General features: G+C 42.2%; 17 protein-coding genes. 13 read left to right on the top strand and 4 right to left on the bottom strand.

The features are described 5' to 3' along the window. The first annotated feature begins 399 nt into the window (after positions 1-399). The 7 genes from rsxA to nth are packed head-to-tail and all read left to right on the top strand — an operon-like array spanning position 400 to position 6,345. A complete protein-coding gene (gene rsxA, locus NLF92_RS10910) occupies positions 400-984 on the top strand; it encodes an electron transport complex subunit RsxA (RefSeq protein WP_254101805.1) in 585 nt (194 codons plus the stop codon). Continuing rightward, the gene (rsxB, locus tag NLF92_RS10915; protein ID WP_254101806.1) at positions 981-1,553 is read left to right on the top strand and encodes an electron transport complex subunit RsxB; all 573 of its coding nucleotides are present in this window, start codon (positions 981-983) and stop codon (positions 1,551-1,553) included. The genes rsxA and rsxB overlap by 4 nt, the downstream gene beginning before the upstream one ends. Further along, positions 1,553-3,181 carry an electron transport complex subunit RsxC gene (gene rsxC / locus NLF92_RS10920; protein WP_254101808.1) on the top strand — a complete coding sequence of 543 codons (1,629 nt, stop codon included), beginning with the start codon at positions 1,553-1,555 and terminating at the stop codon, positions 3,179-3,181. The genes rsxB and rsxC overlap by 1 nt, the downstream gene beginning before the upstream one ends. Then, positions 3,181-4,245: an electron transport complex subunit RsxD gene (gene rsxD / locus NLF92_RS10925; protein ID WP_254101810.1), complete on the top strand. Its 1,065-nt coding sequence runs from the start codon at positions 3,181-3,183 to the stop codon at positions 4,243-4,245. The genes rsxC and rsxD overlap by 1 nt, the downstream gene beginning before the upstream one ends. Further along, positions 4,242-4,910 (top strand): electron transport complex subunit RsxG, encoded by a 669-nt coding sequence (gene rsxG, locus NLF92_RS10930; protein WP_254101812.1) that lies wholly within the window; start codon positions 4,242-4,244, stop codon positions 4,908-4,910. The genes rsxD and rsxG overlap by 4 nt, the downstream gene beginning before the upstream one ends. Further along, positions 4,910-5,611 carry an electron transport complex subunit E gene (locus NLF92_RS10935; RefSeq protein ID WP_254101814.1) on the top strand — a complete coding sequence of 234 codons (702 nt, stop codon included), beginning with the start codon at positions 4,910-4,912 and terminating at the stop codon, positions 5,609-5,611. Before rsxG ends, NLF92_RS10935 begins: the two co-directional genes overlap by 1 nt. A 53-nt stretch (positions 5,612-5,664) precedes the next feature. Then, the gene (gene nth / locus NLF92_RS10940; RefSeq protein ID WP_254101816.1) at positions 5,665-6,345 is read left to right on the top strand and encodes an endonuclease III; all 681 of its coding nucleotides are present in this window, start codon (positions 5,665-5,667) and stop codon (positions 6,343-6,345) included. A 56-nt stretch (positions 6,346-6,401) separates the two neighbouring features. On the opposite strand, the gene NLF92_RS10945 is transcribed toward nth, so the two are convergent. Together NLF92_RS10945 and NLF92_RS10950 are read right to left on the bottom strand one after the other, a co-directional pair. Further along, positions 6,402-7,223, bottom strand: coding sequence for a 2OG-Fe(II) oxygenase (locus tag NLF92_RS10945; RefSeq protein WP_254101818.1), 822 nt, complete (start codon positions 7,221-7,223; stop codon positions 6,402-6,404). A gap of 178 nt (positions 7,224-7,401) precedes the next feature. Beyond that, on the bottom strand, positions 7,402-8,289 hold the full coding sequence (locus NLF92_RS10950; protein ID WP_254101819.1) for a flagellar protein MotY: 888 nt from the start codon (positions 8,287-8,289) through the stop codon (positions 7,402-7,404). Between the two features lie 174 nt (positions 8,290-8,463). Between NLF92_RS10950 and rnt the strand changes: the two genes are divergently transcribed. After that, entirely contained in the window at positions 8,464-9,135 is a 672-nt protein-coding gene (rnt, locus tag NLF92_RS10955; RefSeq protein ID WP_254101821.1) for a ribonuclease T, read from the top strand. Positions 9,136-9,193: 58 nt separating this feature from the next. Here the strand turns inward: rnt and NLF92_RS10960 are convergent, their stop codons facing one another. After that, positions 9,194-9,799, bottom strand: a complete 606-nt coding sequence (locus tag NLF92_RS10960) for a peroxiredoxin (protein ID WP_254101823.1) — start codon at positions 9,797-9,799, stop codon at positions 9,194-9,196. A 171-nt stretch (positions 9,800-9,970) separates the two neighbouring features. Between NLF92_RS10960 and NLF92_RS10965 the strand changes: the two genes are divergently transcribed. After that, positions 9,971-10,165, top strand: coding sequence for a (2Fe-2S)-binding protein (locus NLF92_RS10965; protein ID WP_254101825.1), 195 nt, complete (start codon positions 9,971-9,973; stop codon positions 10,163-10,165). Between the two features lie 166 nt (positions 10,166-10,331). Here NLF92_RS10965 and NLF92_RS10970 read toward each other — a convergent pair whose 3' ends face one another. Continuing rightward, on the bottom strand, positions 10,332-10,667 hold the full coding sequence (locus NLF92_RS10970) for a Grx4 family monothiol glutaredoxin (RefSeq protein ID WP_254101827.1): 336 nt from the start codon (positions 10,665-10,667) through the stop codon (positions 10,332-10,334). 249 nt (positions 10,668-10,916) lie between these two features. Here NLF92_RS10970 and NLF92_RS10975 point away from each other — a divergent pair, with 249 nt between their 5' ends. From NLF92_RS10975 to NLF92_RS10990, 4 genes are all read left to right on the top strand, one after another. Next, the gene (locus NLF92_RS10975; protein ID WP_254101829.1) at positions 10,917-11,501 is read left to right on the top strand and encodes a Fe-Mn family superoxide dismutase; all 585 of its coding nucleotides are present in this window, start codon (positions 10,917-10,919) and stop codon (positions 11,499-11,501) included. Positions 11,502-11,804: 303 nt separating this feature from the next. Further along, positions 11,805-13,727 (top strand): PrkA family serine protein kinase, encoded by a 1,923-nt coding sequence (locus NLF92_RS10980; RefSeq protein ID WP_254101830.1) that lies wholly within the window; start codon positions 11,805-11,807, stop codon positions 13,725-13,727. Positions 13,728-13,730: 3 nt separating this feature from the next. After that, entirely contained in the window at positions 13,731-15,017 is a 1,287-nt protein-coding gene (locus tag NLF92_RS10985) for a YeaH/YhbH family protein (RefSeq protein ID WP_254101832.1), read from the top strand. A gap of 1 nt (position 15,018) precedes the next feature. Beyond that, positions 15,019-16,560 (top strand): SpoVR family protein, encoded by a 1,542-nt coding sequence (locus NLF92_RS10990; RefSeq protein ID WP_254101834.1) that lies wholly within the window; start codon positions 15,019-15,021, stop codon positions 16,558-16,560. Positions 16,561-16,625 lie beyond the last annotated feature (65 nt).

Below are 16,625 nucleotides of genomic sequence, written 5' to 3' on the forward strand. Positions count from 1 at the left end.
AGCGACGGACTGTTAATCCGCAGGTCCCCCGTTCGAATCGGGGAGGGGGAGCCATAACATCCTTGGCTCATATCTATTCTTCATTAAATCTCATACTTCACCCACGTTAGCACCATACAAGTTCATTAGTCTGTTTCTTTATACATGTATTTATAATAGAAAAATGGCAACTCAATGATGAAACTTTTATTAAATATATCATTGCAGAAGTCCTCTGTTCTGATTTTCGTTCATCCCAAAAATGCTAATTCCTTGAAATTTTTGCAGCAAGGATCCAAACACCTCATGGCAAAGTATTTAAATGTGCACACTTTTGCAGAGTTTTTGCCCTCAAGCATTGTGCATTCCTTTGTTTAATAAGATAATAACGCTACTTAATTAACGGGTCACAGCACACTCATGACAGAATTCATCTTATTACTTATTAGCACTGTGTTAGTGAACAACTTCGTGCTTGTACAGTTTTTAGGATTGTGTCCGTTCATGGGCGTATCGGGTAAGCTAGAAACGGCTATCGGGATGTCCATGGCGACGACATTCGTACTGACATTAGCTTCCTTGTGTAGTTATCTCATCGAGTACTATTTACTGATCCCACTTGAAATCCAATACCTTCGTACGATTAGTTTTATTTTGGTCATCGCCGTTGTTGTCCAATTTACCGAGATGGTTGTACAAAAAACCAGCCCTTCACTGTATCGCTTACTTGGTATTTTTTTACCGCTCATTACCACTAACTGTGCAGTACTGGGTGTCGCGTTATTAAATATCAAAGAGCAACACTCTTTGTTCGAATCCATCGTTTATGGTTTTGGTGCTGCGGTTGGATTTTCTCTGGTGCTCATTTTATTTGCCGCGATGCGTGAAAGACTCGTTGCGGCAGATGTCCCCTCCCCTTTTAAAGGTGCGGCAATAGGTATGGTCACAGCGGGCTTAATGTCCTTAGCGTTTATGGGCTTTACTGGTTTGGTGAAGTTCTCATGATTGCAGCGCTCATTACACTCGGAATCCTGGCTCTGATTTTTGGTGCTATCCTTGGCTATTCGGCGATTCGCTTTAAAGTAGAAGCGGATCCGCTGGTTGAACAAATCGATGCTATTTTACCACAAACCCAATGTGGTCAATGTGGCTACCCTGGATGCAAGCCATATGCCGAGGCAATTGCTAATGGGGATGAAATTAATAAATGCCCTCCTGGCGGAGAAGCAACGATTAGACATCTTGCCGATTTGATGGGCGTTGAAGCAAAACCATTAGATGGTGCTCATGGTACTGAAGATGTCAAAAAAGTCGCCTATATTAGAGAGGCAGAATGTATTGGCTGTACCAAATGTATTCAAGCGTGTCCGGTTGATGCGATTATTGGTGCTTCGAAACAAATGCATACAGTGATTATTGATGAATGTACGGGTTGTGATTTATGTGTTGCACCTTGCCCTGTTGATTGTATTGATATGATCCCGGTCAAAGAAACCCCTACCAATTGGCAGTGGAAATTAGGCAAAAATGCCGGTGGTACAGTCGGTGATATCAACATTAAGGAGTTAACTTAATGGGAGTCTCTGCACCTAATTCTCACCTAGTTCCTGATTGGGACAGTGTTTTTGCTCAATTAAACAAAGGGCAAATGACGGATTTTCCTGGAGGAGTTCATCCCCCCCAGGCCAAGGCACTGTCAAATACAACACCTATAGCCACCCCAAATCTACCGGACGTGTTGTATATTCCAATCAAACAACACTCAGGTGTGGTTGGCACCATCAGTGTTAGCATCGGTGATCAGGTCAAAAAAGGGCAAGCGTTGACCTTCAGTAGCCATCCATTTTCAGTACCTGTACACGCCAGTACCTCAGGTACGATCACAGATATTATGGAGCACCCTAGTGCCCATGCTTCCGGGCTGCCCGAAACGACGATTGTGTTAACACCTGATGGCAAAGATACTTGGGACTTGCTCCCCGTAATTGAAGATTACAAAACAGCGTCAGCCATGGTGTTATTAGAACGCATTAGTGATGCTGGGATCAGTGGTTTAGGTGGTGCAGGCTTCCCAACTTACATCAAAACCAATACTCAAAAATCGGTTGAATGTATCATTATCAACGGGATTGAGTGTGAACCTTACATCAGCTCTGATGATCGCATCATGCGCGAACATGCCTTACAAATTAAGCAAGGGATCGATATTTTGTGTCATATCACCCAAGCCAAAAGGGTCATTGTGGCAGTGGAGGACAATAAACCCGAAGCTTACAAAGCCTTAGCTGAAGCATGTGGTGATGATGAGCGCATGTTGATGGCGAGTGTCCCCACCAAATACCCAGCAGGTGGCGAAAAACAACTGATTCAAGTTTTGACCGGCTGTGAAGTTCCCAATGGCGGCTTACCCATAGATTTGGGTATTCTCATGTATAATGTAGGCACCTGTTTTGCGATTGCTGACGCCGTTTTATATGGTAAAGCATTAACGCAAAGAGTCGTTACATTGACCGGCCAAGCGTTAACAAAACCACAAAATGTGTGGGCGCTACTCGGTACTCCCATCGCACATTTATTAGAGCATGCAGGTTATAAGCCTGACCAACAAAAACGTCAAAAAGTGATCATGGGCGGACCCATGATGGGCTTTACGGTCCTCAATGACACCGTTCCGGTAGTGAAAATTACGAATTGTTTATTGGTACCCGCGCAGGATGAATTACCTGATATTGATGACGAAAAGCCCTGTATCCGTTGTGGTGTCTGTGCAGATGCTTGTCCTGCAGGACTTCTACCACAGCAACTTTACTGGTATAGCAAAGCTAAAGAACTCGACAAAGCTCAAGATTATCATATCCATGATTGTATCGAATGTGGTGCTTGTGCTTATGTCTGTCCGTCAGAAATTCCTTTAGTCCAGTATTATCGTCAGACTAAAGCGGCCATCAGGCAAGAGGCAGATGACAAGGCCAAGTCAGACAAGGCGAAAGAACGTTTTGAAGCTCGACAAGCTCGTCTACTGGCTGATAAAAAAGCCCGTGAAGAAAAACATAGAAAAGCGGCTGAAGCGCGCAAAGCTGCCATGGAAAATAAAGGCAATGACGCAAAAGATAAAATTGCCGCAGCCCTAGCACGTGCGAAAGCAAAACGAGCAGCGGCAGCTAAAGCTGCTCAAGACAACCAGCAGGACGATGCAAATTAATGCAATTTTCACTATCTAGTTCACCACATAACCACGTCCGCAGAGATACCAAACAGGTCATGCAAATGGTCTGCCTGGGCTGCATTCCAGGGATCATCGCCCAAACCTACTTTTTTGGTTTGGGGACGCTGATCCAGATATTGCTCGCGGTGTTGACGGCAGTGTTAACGGAAGCATTGATTGTCTCGTTACGTGGAAAAACAATCAGCGCTGTCATTAACGATTACTCTGCAGTGTTGACGGGTGTGTTACTGGGTATCTGCTTACCACCACTTGCACCATGGTGGTTAGTGGTTATTGGTAGCTTTTTTTCTATTGCTATCGTCAAGCAACTCTACGGCGGCTTGGGTTTTAATATGTTTAATCCTGCCATGACCGGATACGTTATGCTTCTGATCTCCTTCCCCATGGCAATGACGATGTGGCTGCCCGTACAAAGTTTGGCTTTACATCCATATGGTTTCAGTGATGCAATTAGCGTCATTTTTACCGGTTACAACCTTGCTGGCTATGATGTAAATCAGCTGCGAGAGATTGCTGATGGTACCTCCCAAGCAACGCCTTTAGATGCCGTCCGATCTGGATTAATCGCCGGTCAAACATACTCTGAAACACTGAACGCTTCGATTTTTGGTGGCTCAAACTGGGGCCTAGGCAAAGGCTGGACTTGGGTAGCTTTGGCTTATTTATTAGGTGGTTTGTGGTTGCTGTGGACCAAAGTCATTAACTGGCAAATGCCAGTCAGTACTCTTGCTGGTGTGGCGCTCACCGCGTTGTTTTTAAATATGCTACTACCAGATGCTTCAGGAGGTGTATTATTTCACCTGCTCTCTGGAGCAGTGATGTTTGGCGCATTTTTTATTGTTACCGATCCTGTATCGGGTTCCACAACTAACCAAGGTAGAATTATCTTTGGTGCACTGATTGGTTTTTGGACTGTCATTATTCGGACCTTTGGTGGCTACCCAGATGCGATCGCTTTTGCTGTCATAATAATGAATATTGCTGTGCCATTAATCGATTATTACACACAACCTCGCACCTATGGACATGTCCAAAAATGACTGAACAGAAAGGTTTGAATCCCCTTTTAAACAGCCGGCGGAATGCCGGTATACTTGCGATATTTGCGGTAGTGACAACGTTAGCAATAGCGCTTACGTTTACACTAACAAAAGAGACGATCGCGGAACAAAAACAAGCTAAATTACTCGCCGTTATTTTTGATGTGGTTGACCAAACGCAAATTGTGAATGATATACAACACAACTGTATTGTTTTGCCAGATGTTGCTGCATTGGGTAATAAAACAGACTTAAAAGCATACAGAGGTTACAGCGACTCTGGAGCGCTCACTGGGATCGCCATTCAATCTGTGGCACCTAACGGCTACAGCGGTGATATTCGTTTCTTAGTGGGACTCGCTAGTGATTTTTCGACAATCACTGGTGTACGAGTGCTAGAACATCAAGAAACGCCGGGGTTAGGTGACAAAATAGATTTGCGGATCAGTGATTGGATCTTGGGTTTTACGAATACCAGCGCAACAGCAGAAAATGCCAAAACATGGACGGTGACCAAAGAAGGTGGACAATTCGATGCGTTTACCGGAGCGACGATTACGCCTAGAGCATTAGTGCAAGCCATCCACCAAACCGCTATGTATGCACAAAACAATGCAGATTATCTGCTTGCAGCCGACAATGTTTGTGCCCAGGAGACAATCTAATGCAACCTCAATATAAAGAGTTAACATGGCAAGGATTGTGGAACAATAACCCTGCCCTCGTCCAATTGTTGGGTTTATGCCCCTTACTAGCCGTCACCACTACAGCCATTAACGGGTTGGGGCTTGGTCTAGCGACCTTAATTGTTTTAATGGGGTCAAATATCACTGTCTCGCTAGTTCGAGAGTTAGTGCCAAATGAAATCCGTATCCCTATTTTTGTCATGGTTATTGCTGCTTTTGTCACAGTGGTGCAACTGCTGATGAATGCGTTTACCTATGAGTTATATCTCACATTAGGTATCTTTATCCCGCTCATCGTCACGAACTGTGCCATTATCGGAAGAGCGGAAGCCTTTGCGTCAAAAAATCCAGTTAAAGCCTCAGCCTATGATGGTTTTATTATGGGACTTGGCTTTGGACTGGTCCTGGTGTTATTAGGGGGTATGCGGGAATTACTGGGTAATGGTACATTTTTATCAGGTGCGCATCTCTTGCTTGGTGATTGGGCGAGTGTCTTGGAAGTCCAAGTATTTGAATTTGAACAAGCCTTTCTGCTTGCCATCTTACCGCCTGGTGCATTTATTGGTATGGGTTTGATCATCGCGTTGAAAAACCTCCTGCACCCTAAGTTAGAACAGACATTTGCCCCGCAACCTGAAAAGGTCGTTGAACGTGCACGTGTCACTTTAGAAGAAAGTTAGGTTAACCTATTAACCCTACTACACCCACGCTTAGGAATGAGAAGGTCATCAGTATGAGTTCACCCATCACCAAAAAAGAAAAGGTACAGGCGATTATCGACATCTTGGATGATTTATATCCTGAAGTCCCTATTCCGTTAGACCATACTGACCCTTATACTCTGTTAGTTGCCGTTTTACTATCGGCACAATGCACTGACGAAAGAGTCAACCAAATCACACCTAAACTCTTTGCCAAAGCGGATAATCCTTATGATATGGTCAAAATGAGCATAGAGGAAATCCAAGCAATCATTAAACCATGTGGTTTATCGCCCATGAAATCAAAAGGCATTTGGCATCTGTCAGAGATGATTATTAACCAACATGGTGGTGAGGTACCACAGAGTTTTGCAGCGCTTGAAGCGATGCCAGGGGTGGGCCATAAAACGGCGTCGGTAGTGATGGCTCAGGCTTTTAATGTCCCTGCATTTCCGGTTGATACGCACATACATCGATTAATGTATCGCTGGGGATTATCCAACGGTAAAAGTGTGGAACAAACTGAACGTGATGGCAAACGTCTCTTTCCCAAAGAGCGTTGGAATGATTTACACTTGCAGATTATCTTTTATGGGCGTGAGTACTGCCCTGCCAGAGGTTTTGACTTAGACAAATGCATCATTACGCGCCAGTATGGCCGTAAAAGTTTTATCAACGAAGTATTGAAACAACAAGCCAAGAAAAAACGTTGACCAGATTGCTAAATTTATGACAACGTTCACTGTTAACTTGACCGCTAAAATAGCCGCTAAAATGACCAGTACCAACTGGTAACGTTGTACCGATATTGGTTGGCATATTTGGGGTTTAGTTGATTGACCAAGTGTTCTGAACCTGCAGAAGCAGGATCAAACAAGATACACCGATTAAACACCGGGGCTATCTGGATTGCGCCCTCTGAGCCCCCTTGAAAAACCAAGTCCCCACCGGCATCTTCAGGCCAATCATGATTCAAATACAATAGCATACAGACTTCTCGACCCGGCGAATCATCGGCATGTACACCAATAAAATCATGCGCAGATAAACGAAAGAAATTCGTATTTAAGGTGGGTTCAGCCACATGAATATCAGTCAGTTCCACCTTAAAAATACGTGAAATGACCTGTAAGAACTCGGGACTGCGTAAATAACACAAGAATTGTTCAGCGATACTATCTTTAGCTAAAATGGAGCCTTCAGCTAAAACAGAGCCTTCAGCTAAAACAGAGCGTTCAGGATAAGAGCGACGCTCGTTGGGACGGCCAGCATTTGAGTTGGTATTTGGGTGGGCCTCTATGTCTGCAGTATTCTGGGGACGCTGCCAAACAGCTCGTTGCACAAAGCGTTCTGCTTTATCAGCGATAGACCACTGTTCTGCATCGACATATAGCTGAGCATAAGTGTGTTGCTGTACAGACCACTGAGGCGATGCATGCAACTCCCGTACAACCTCACAGAGCATGTGCTGCTCAAATAACCCATCAAGCACCAAGTAGTGAGGGGTATTGTGTCTCAGTTGTGACTGATAAAGTTCGATACATGCTGGTCGAATTTTATCAAGATTTAACCACTGTTGTGCTGGATTCATCGTAGCATTCAATTCATCAGTCTCATGCGTTGGTATCGTCTAACCAACGATGGGTTGTTGATTAGACATTATGGATTATCTGTCAAAGTCATTTTGTTGGATCGCTATTATGCGCTTTTTACCCATGGGGAAAAAGTCTCATCAGACAAAATATTAACGATAGGAAAGATGTGAGCGGTTAGAGGTTCACGGCTTTGTTCATTTGTATAACGACACGACGGTTTAATCCTGTCGAGGTCCGCGTATCTGGAGCAATATTGCGTTTTTCGCCAAAAGCAGATACTTCGATACGCCCTGCGGGGATCCCCTGTGCAGTAAAGAACGATTGAATTTGTTCTGCACGAGCTTGGGCTAGCGTCTCATTTTGGGTAAATTCCGCGGTCGGTTCATTGTGACCCGCGACGAGTACAAGACTCAATTCAGTATCGTAGCGCAAATAATCCGCAATCATATTCAAACGTTTTTGTGAATATGGAGTGAGCTTTTCGCTTTTGTATTCATAGGACAATACCGTAAAAGCAATATCTGACAAACTAAATGGCAGTAATTCAGCCACACACCCCACAAAATCTTGATATGCAGGTCTAAAATTAGCACTATGCAAACTGACTTTGACTATGTCTTGACTGTTATACCAGTCTTGGTAAGTAAATGTTGGCCAAAAACCTTTTTCAAGCTCAGTCAAAAGCGTCCAACTCAGCTTTTTATGCAAACTAGGATCAAACTGCTGCTGCAATTCCATGTGCGACAACAATCTGCTACTCTCTCCCGGCATCCATTTGGGAGGCATTGAATACACAGCTGCCTGAGCATAAGTATCAGGTAGCATTAGCATATCAAGAGTAAACTCCAAGTTTAATGACTTACTCGCTTTGCTCACAAAACGGGCTTCGCCAATATTCCTTACATTATGAGTTAGTGCACATTGTAAGGGTGTTGATGAAGGATCTAATTGCCATGTTGATTGTTCTACTGGAGCCACGTAGTGACGCACACCAGCCACTGCTTGTCCTGTAATAAATACGGCAATGAAAAGTGCGTGAGCTTTGATAGACAACTTCAACATATTAATCCTCTTCCAACAAAGCTTGTATCGTCCACGCAAAAAAAAACATGAATATTTATCAAAATGTGTTGAATTAAAGAACAAATATTACCTGTGAAGCTATTCCTGCAACATAAACTAGCATATGAGAAAAATAATTGAGATACTAAGCTTTTGATGTAATTAGAGACTTAAGTGGCAGAAATCAACAAACGCTTTAGAGGATATTTCCCAGTTATTATTGATGTTGAAACCGCTGGTTTTAATGCAAGTACTGATGCGTTATTAGAACTGGCAGCTGTCACTGTAAAAATGGATGAAAAGACAGGACTCATTACTCCAGATAAATCATTTCATTATCATATCGAACCGTTTAATGGGGCGAATATAGAACAAGCTGCATTGGATTTTAATGGTATTGATATTCACTGTGCACTACGTGGTGCAATCAGTGAAAAGGATGCGCTGAAAGGGTTGTGTAAAGACATCCGTAAAGCCCAGAAAAGCGCAGACTGTCAACGCTCTGTCATCGTTGCACATAACGCGACGTTTGATATGAGTTTTATCAACGCTGCACTTGCTAGAACAGAGCAAAAACGCTCACCCTTCCACCCTTTTGTTTCCTTTGATACTACGACTATGGCTGCGCTAACGCTTGGACAAACCGTATTAGTAAAAGCATGCCAAGCCGCGAACATTCCCTTTGATCAAAAACAAGCACATGGCGCGTTGTACGATGCACAAAGAACCGCTGACTTATTTTGTTTTATGATTAACCGTTATCACGCATTAGGCGGTTGGCCTTTAGCAGAACCAGAGCAAAGTGAATCTGCCTCAGAAAACACCGAAACGCCTGGTGACAAATAACAAAAAACCCAGCAATAGCTGGGTTTTTATCATTAGAAACTTTACTTCTGTAACAAAATTATAATTTGTCAGAATTCTCTGATAAGTATGCCGCTACACCTTCAGTAGATGCGTTCATACCTTTATCACCTTGCTGCCAACCAGCAGGACAAACTTCACCGTGCTCTTCGTGGAAGTTTAGCGCATCGATCATGCGTAACATCTCATCAACGTTACGACCTAATGGTAAATCGTTAACCACTTGGTGACGTACACCGAAATCACCATCAATTAAGAAAGATGCACGGAACGCAACACCCGCTTCTGGATGCTCAACATCATATGCTTTACAAATTTCATGCTTAGTATCAGCAACTAACGTGTAGCCTACTTGACCAATACCACCATCGTTGATGGCAGTGTTACGCCATGCGTTGTGGCTGAACTGAGAATCAATAGATACACCAATCACTTCCACACCACGCTTAGTGAATTCAGCTAGACGCTTATCAAACGCGATCAATTCTGATGGGCAGACAAATGTGAAATCTAATGGATAAAAGAAAACAACAGCTTTTTTGCCTTTGATAGCTTCACTTAGCGTAAATGAATCAACAATCTCACCACTACCTAAAACGGCAGCAGCTGTAAAATCAGGGGCTTGACGACCGACTAAAACACTCATTATGGTTCTCCAATTTTTGTTTTGTGTTATGTAACAGCACATTGTTACGTTAGTTAACAATATAAGGTTTAACTAACATTATTCAATATGAAATAAAAAATAAAGTTGCATTAATCGTAAATGAGAACTATTATTATTAACATAAAGATTTGCGGAGTTATGAGGCCATTAATGTTTGTATGCATGTGCTACGGTGTTACCGATAAAATGATTAAAGAGGCAGTGACTGAACAGGGTATTGGAAATATCCGTGAGTTACAGCAACACCTCACATTAGGTGAACAATGCGGTAAATGTATCAATATGGCTAGAAATATCATCGATGATGTTATCGTTGATGAAACCTTGTTTAAAAACGTCGGTTAACTATTCTTCTCTCATTCGTATAGTTGACAGGCATAAAAAAAGGCGACTTGGGGTCGCCTTTTTCATGTCTAAACGTTGCTACTGAACAATGTGAATACTGGGTTGCTATTAGATAAACCAACGTAACTTTAGTAATCAGACTAGCTGATTGTTCAGTACCAGAAATTTATTCTGCATCGCTCGGATATTTTGCTGCTGTTTCTTTGATTAACTCTTGCAATTCACCTTGTTGGAACATTTCCAAAATGATGTCACAGCCACCGACTAATTCGCCATCTACCCATAACTGAGGGAAGGTTGGCCAATTTGCGTATTTCGGTAATTCGGCACGAATATCGGGGTTTTGCAAAATATCGACATACGCGAATTGCTCACCGCACGACATGAGAGCTTGAGTTGCTTGTGAAGAAAAACCACAGCTAGGTAACTTAGGTGAACCTTTCATGTATAAAAGGATCGGATTTTCAGCAATTTGTTCTTTGATCTTATCAATAGTTTCCATGGTGACTTCCTAAAATTGTGTAATTAACTGCACACATTATAAATGAAAAAATAAGCTTATCGCAGTGTAAAATGAACTTATTTAGTAAAAAAACATATATGTTAGTGTGTCTTTGTTTACGATTGTACACGATAAGACTTGAATCAAGGCAATACGTCCTTATATTATTCACTAGATTTATTGAAACTGGCCCCAGCCATTGAGCGAGTTTCGACAATTTAATCAATATGGCAACGAATGGAGAACCACATGGCTTTTGAATTACCAGCATTACCTTATGAAAAAAATGCTCTAGAACCGCATATTTCTGCAGAAACGTTAGATTTCCACCACGGTAAGCACCATGCAACTTACGTTGCTAAATTAAATGGTCTTATCGAAGGTACTGATCTAGCGGACAAATCATTAGAAGAAATCGTTAAGACTTCTGAAGGTGGCGTATTTAACAATGCAGCACAAATCTGGAACCACACGTTCTACTGGAACAGCTTGAGCCCAAATGGTGGCGGTGAGCCTACTGGTGCGGTAGCTGATGCAATCAACGCCAAATGGGGTTCTTTTGCAGAGTTTAAAGCTGCGTTTAATGACAAAGCAGTTAACAACTTCGGTTCAAGCTGGACATGGTTAGTAAAAACTGCTGACGGTAGCCTAGATATCGTTAATACATCTAATGCAGGCACACCAATCACAGAAGAAGGTGTAACACCACTAATTACTGTCGATTTGTGGGAACATGCTTATTACATTGATTACCGTAACGTACGTCCTAACTACCTTGAAGGTTTCTGGGCATTAGCGAATTGGGAATTTGCAGCAGCGAACTTCGGTGCGTAATTAATTTGCGGCGATTTCCGCCTCTACCCTTTGTAAAGCCTGCTTTATATAGCAGGCTTTTTTGTGCCATAAAACAAATAAATGCTTATTTTTTAAACCATTCTTATACTCAAGATGTAGCCATTATAGTGTACTAGTGAAAATTTTCGCCACAAAATATACGCACCAACAGATAGACCAAAGCAACGTAGAAATAAAGTTTACACCTAAGTTTAGACTTTAATTTTTTTTAGCGAGACCTTAAAAGCCGTCTAAGCTTAAAGTATAAGCATAAAAAATACCTAATGTGTTATTGGAGAAGTCATGGGAATATTTGAGCATTATCAGCAACGATACGAATCATTCAAGCAAGAAGAACTCACCATTCAAGAATATCTTGAGCTTTGTAAAACCAATCCAACCACCTATGCAAATTCAGCAGAGCGTTTGATTCAGGCGATTGGTGAACCAGAGATGGTAGATACCTCTCAGGACCCAATGTTAAGTCGTATTTTCTCGAATCGTGTCATTGCTCGTTATCCAGCATTTAAAGAATTTTATGGCATGGAAGAAGCGATTGAACAAATCGTGTCTTATCTACGGCATGCTTCACAAGGTTTGGAAGAAAAGAAACAAGTCTTATATTTGTTAGGACCAGTGGGTGGCGGTAAATCATCCTTGGCAGAAAGACTGAAAGAATTAATGCAGAAAATTCCGATTTATGTCATCAAAGACTCTCCGGTAAATGATCACCCCTTTGCTTTGTTCGATGCTGCCGAAGATGGTCATCTTCTAGAAAGTGAATATGGGATCCCCCAACGATATTTAAAAACGATTATGTCACCGTGGGCCCGGAAGCGCTTGCATGAATACAACGGTGATATTAGTCAGTTCAAAGTAGTGAGAGTATACCCGTCTATTTTAGACCAAGTGGGCATCGCTAAGACTGAACCGGGTGATGAAAATAACCAAGATATCTCTGCACTGGTTGGTAAAGTCGATATTCGTCGTTTGGAAGACTTTGCCCAAAATGATCCAGATGCTTACAGTTATTCAGGCTCGTTGTGCAAGGCCAACCAAGGTTTGATGGAGTTTGTAGAGATGTTCAAAGCCCCCATCAAGGTTTTACATCCTCTCCTCACAGCAACTCAAGAAGGTAATTACAATCCCACAGAAGGCTTTTCAGCCCTGCCCTTTGACGGATTAATTTTAGCTCACTCAAATGAATCTGAGTGGCAAACTTTTCGTAATAACAAAAACAACGAAGCCTTTTTGGATCGTGTCTACATCGTCAAAGTCCCTTATTGCTTGCGGGTTTCCGAAGAAATTAATATCTATAAAAAGTTACTGGAACACTCGCAACTTCACGGTGCACCTTGTGCACCAGATACCTTAGAGATATTGGCTCAATTTACAGTGTTGTCGCGCATTCATGACCCTGAAAACTCGAGTATTTATTCTAAAATGCGTGTGTATGACGGAGAAAGCCTCAAAGATACCGATCCCAAAGCGAAATCTTATCAAGAGTATCGCGACTATGCAGGTGTTGATGAAGGGATGAATGGGCTTTCTACCCGTTTTGCATTTAAAATTTTATCGCGAGTATTTAATTTTGATCACGCAGAAGTTGCAGCAAATCCGGTGCATTTATTTTATGTCTTAGAACGACAAATTGAACGTGAACAATTCCCTGTCGACATTGCCGAGCGCTATAAGGAGTTTCTCAAAGGATACCTCATTCCTAAATATGTAGAATTCATTGGCAAAGAAATTCAAACCGCTTATTTAGAATCGTATTCAGAGTACGGACAAAACCTATTTGACCGCTACGTGACTTATGCTGATTTTTGGATCCAAGATCAAGAATATCGCGATCCTGAAACGGGACAATTATTCGACCGTGAAGCGTTAAATAACGAGCTAGAAAAAACCGAAAAACCTGCGGGCATTTCTAATCCGAAAGACTTTAGAAACGAAATTGTCAACTTTGTGCTGCGTGCTCGAGCAAATCACGACGGACAAAACCCAGCATGGACCAGTTATGAAAAACTGCGCACGGTCATTGAGAAAAAGATGTTCTCTAACACAGAAGATCTGTTACCGGTGATTTCATTCAATACCAAAAGCTCAGCGGATGATCAGAAAAAACATGACGATTTTGTTGATCGCATGGTAAGTAAAGGATATACAGCGAAGCAAGTCAGATTGCTTTGTGAATGGTATTTGCGTGTTAGAAAGGCGTCGTAGCCTATGGCCCATTTCATTGATCGAAGGTTAAATAGCAAAGGGAAAAGTACCGTCAATAGACAGCGTTTTCTGCGCCGCTATAAAAAACAAATCAAAGGTTCAGTAGCGGATGCTATTGGCCAACGTTCTGTAACCGATGTTGACAGTGGAGAAAGTATTACCATCCCCAAAAGAGATGTCTCTGAGCCGGTATTTCATACCGGTAAAGGAGGCGTTCGCGATATGGTTCACCCAGGTAATGACCAATTTACCCGAGGCGACCGGATTGAGCGTCCTGAAGATAATGAAGGTGGTGGCGGTTCTGGCCAAGGGGATGCTTCAGACCAAGGCGAAGGACAAGATGAATTTTCATTTCAAATCTCCAAGGATGAATATCTAGATCTGTTGTTTGATGATCTTGAATTACCCAACCTTAAAAAGACCCAATACAACAAAGTCGTTCAATACGAAACTTATCGCGCTGGTTACCAGACTGATGGTAACCCAGCCAACTTAGATATTGTCCGCTCACTCAAAGGCTCTGTTGCTAGACGCATCGCTTTGACGGCAGGCAAAAAGCGAGCAATTAAAGAGGCGCAACAAAAGATTGCAGCCTTTAAGGCTGACACACATGAACACCCCATTGAAATTGCAGCACTTGAATTAGAAATTGAAGCATTACAACAACGTATTAAGCGCGTCCCTTTTATCGACACATTTGACCTGCGGTTCAAAAACTATGATAAACGCCCTATCCCTACCAGCAAGGCGGTGATGTTTTGTTTGATGGACGTATCAGGTTCGATGGACCAAGCTACCAAAGAAGTCGCCAAGCGTTTTTATATCTTGCTGTATCTTTTTTTGACCCGTAATTATAAAGACGTTGATGTCGTTTATATTCGTCATCATACCCAGGCAAAAGAGGTTGACGAACAGGAGTTTTTCTACTCCCAAGAAACCGGTGGAACGATTGTGTCCAGTGCGCTCAAACTGATGGACCAAATCGTTCAGGAACGCTATGACTCGCAGGAGTGGAATATTTACGCAGCCCAAGCTTCTGATGGCGATAATTGGGCAGATGACTCACCGACTTGTGGTGAATTATTACGTAAAGCCTTGCTGCCATACACGCGTTATTATGCCTATATCGAAATTACCACGCGTTCTCATCAAAGCTTATGGCGTGAGTACGAATCGGTTGCTCAAAGCAATGGCAATTTCGCGATGAAACACATCCAAGATCCACAGGATATCTTCCCGATATTCCGTGAGTTGTTCAAAAAAGAACAAGCCAAACAAACGGAGGGGTAACATGCCTTTAGACAATGTCACACCCAAACCATCCCCACAACAAGCACCTGAAGGGATGTTATCAGACGGACCAGATTGGACCTTTGATTTGCTCAGTCAATACGAGAAAGAAATTGATCGCGTCGCCAAATTATATAAGTTGGATATCTATCCAAATCAAATTGAAATTATTACTGCTGAACAAATGATGGATGCCTATGCCAGTATTGGTATGCCGATAAACTATACGCATTGGTCCTTTGGCAAAAAATTCATTTCTACTGAACAGGGGTATCGCCGAGGTCAAATGGGCCTTGCTTACGAAATAGTGATTAATTCCGATCCGTGTATCTCTTATCTGATGGAAGAAAATACGATTACTATGCAAGCCCTTGTTATGGCTCATGCGTGTTATGGCCATAACTCTTTTTTCAAAGGCAATTATTTATTCAAAACATGGACTGATGCCAGTTCAATCATTGACTATTTGGTCTTTGCCAAAAAGTATATTGCTGATTGTGAAGAGAAATACGGCATTGAAGATGTGGAAAGTGTTTTGGACTCTTGTCATGCCTTGATGAATTATGGTGTAGATAGATATAAACGCCCCAGTAAAATATCCATGGCAGAAGAACGAGCGCGGCAAACTCAAAGAGCAGAATATCTGCAGTCTCAGATCAATGATCTATGGCGTACCTTGCCCAAAGAACATACCGAAAAGAAAGTAAAAGAAGTGCGCTTTCCTTCTGAGCCACAAGAAAACATCTTGTATTTTATAGAGAAAAATGCGCCTTTGTTGGAGCCATGGCAACGCGAACTGGTCCGCATCGTCCGTAAAGTATCACAGTATTTTTATCCGCAAAAACAAACCCAAGTTATGAATGAGGGTTGGGCCTGCTTTTGGCATTATCATATTCTGAATCACTTGTACGATGAAGGCAAAGTCAGTGATAGTTTTATTATGGAATTCTTGCATTCACATACTTCTGTTGTGAGCCAACCAGAATATAACTCTCCTTATTACTCAGGCATTAACCCTTATGCGTTGGGCTTTGCAATGTTTATGGATATAAAACGGATGTGTACAGAACCGACCGAAGAAGACTATGAACACATGCCAGATATCGCAGGAAAAGATTGGTTAGAGACCGTGCATTTTGCCATGCAAAACTTTAAAGACGAGTCGTTTATTAGTCAGTTTTTATCACCTAAAGTGATGCGGGATTTCAAATTATTTGCTGTACATGATGATGAACAAAAAACATATATAGAAGTCTCTGCAATCCACGATGAAATGGGTTATCGTCAAATCAGGGAAAAACTATCTGCACAATACAACCTGAGTAACTTGGAGCCCAATATTCAGGTTTATAATGTGGATATGCGGGGGGATCGTTCCTTAACACTCAGATACGTCCCACACAATAAAATCCCATTGGGAGAATCTCGTCATGAGGTGTTGAAACACTTGCATCGCTTGTGGGGTTTTGATGTCAAAATCGAAGAAGAACAGACCGATGGGAGTGTTAAAACGCTAGCTCGTTGCCCTAATGAGTTTACGTAAGATTATGAGTCGTCGTCATACAACGTTAGGTTATAGGTATTAATGTATTTAGCCCTCGGCAATGT

Source organism: Opacimonas viscosa (genome assembly GCF_024199005.1).
Taxonomy (GTDB): Bacteria; Pseudomonadota; Gammaproteobacteria; order Enterobacterales; family Alteromonadaceae; genus Opacimonas; species Opacimonas viscosa.

Coding starts and splice junctions, on each gene's coding strand:
- rsxG (WP_254101812.1), top strand. CDS start 4,242: ATGACTGAACAGAAAGGTTTGAATCCCCTTTTAAACAGCCGGCGGAAT.
- NLF92_RS10985 (WP_254101832.1), top strand. CDS start 13,731: ATGGCCCATTTCATTGATCGAAGGTTAAATAGCAAAGGGAAAAGTACC.
- nth (WP_254101816.1), top strand. CDS start 5,665: ATGAGTTCACCCATCACCAAAAAAGAAAAGGTACAGGCGATTATCGAC.
- rsxD (WP_254101810.1), top strand. CDS start 3,181: ATGCAATTTTCACTATCTAGTTCACCACATAACCACGTCCGCAGAGAT.
- NLF92_RS10950 (WP_254101819.1), bottom strand. CDS start 8,289: ATGTTGAAGTTGTCTATCAAAGCTCACGCACTTTTCATTGCCGTATTT.
- rsxC (WP_254101808.1), top strand. CDS start 1,553: ATGGGAGTCTCTGCACCTAATTCTCACCTAGTTCCTGATTGGGACAGT.
- NLF92_RS10990 (WP_254101834.1), top strand. CDS start 15,019: ATGCCTTTAGACAATGTCACACCCAAACCATCCCCACAACAAGCACCT.
- NLF92_RS10965 (WP_254101825.1), top strand. CDS start 9,971: ATGTTTGTATGCATGTGCTACGGTGTTACCGATAAAATGATTAAAGAG.
- NLF92_RS10945 (WP_254101818.1), bottom strand. CDS start 7,223: ATGAATCCAGCACAACAGTGGTTAAATCTTGATAAAATTCGACCAGCA.
- rsxB (WP_254101806.1), top strand. CDS start 981: ATGATTGCAGCGCTCATTACACTCGGAATCCTGGCTCTGATTTTTGGT.
- NLF92_RS10980 (WP_254101830.1), top strand. CDS start 11,805: ATGGGAATATTTGAGCATTATCAGCAACGATACGAATCATTCAAGCAA.
- NLF92_RS10960 (WP_254101823.1), bottom strand. CDS start 9,799: ATGAGTGTTTTAGTCGGTCGTCAAGCCCCTGATTTTACAGCTGCTGCC.
- NLF92_RS10970 (WP_254101827.1), bottom strand. CDS start 10,667: ATGGAAACTATTGATAAGATCAAAGAACAAATTGCTGAAAATCCGATC.
- NLF92_RS10935 (WP_254101814.1), top strand. CDS start 4,910: ATGCAACCTCAATATAAAGAGTTAACATGGCAAGGATTGTGGAACAAT.
- rsxA (WP_254101805.1), top strand. CDS start 400: ATGACAGAATTCATCTTATTACTTATTAGCACTGTGTTAGTGAACAAC.
- NLF92_RS10975 (WP_254101829.1), top strand. CDS start 10,917: ATGGCTTTTGAATTACCAGCATTACCTTATGAAAAAAATGCTCTAGAA.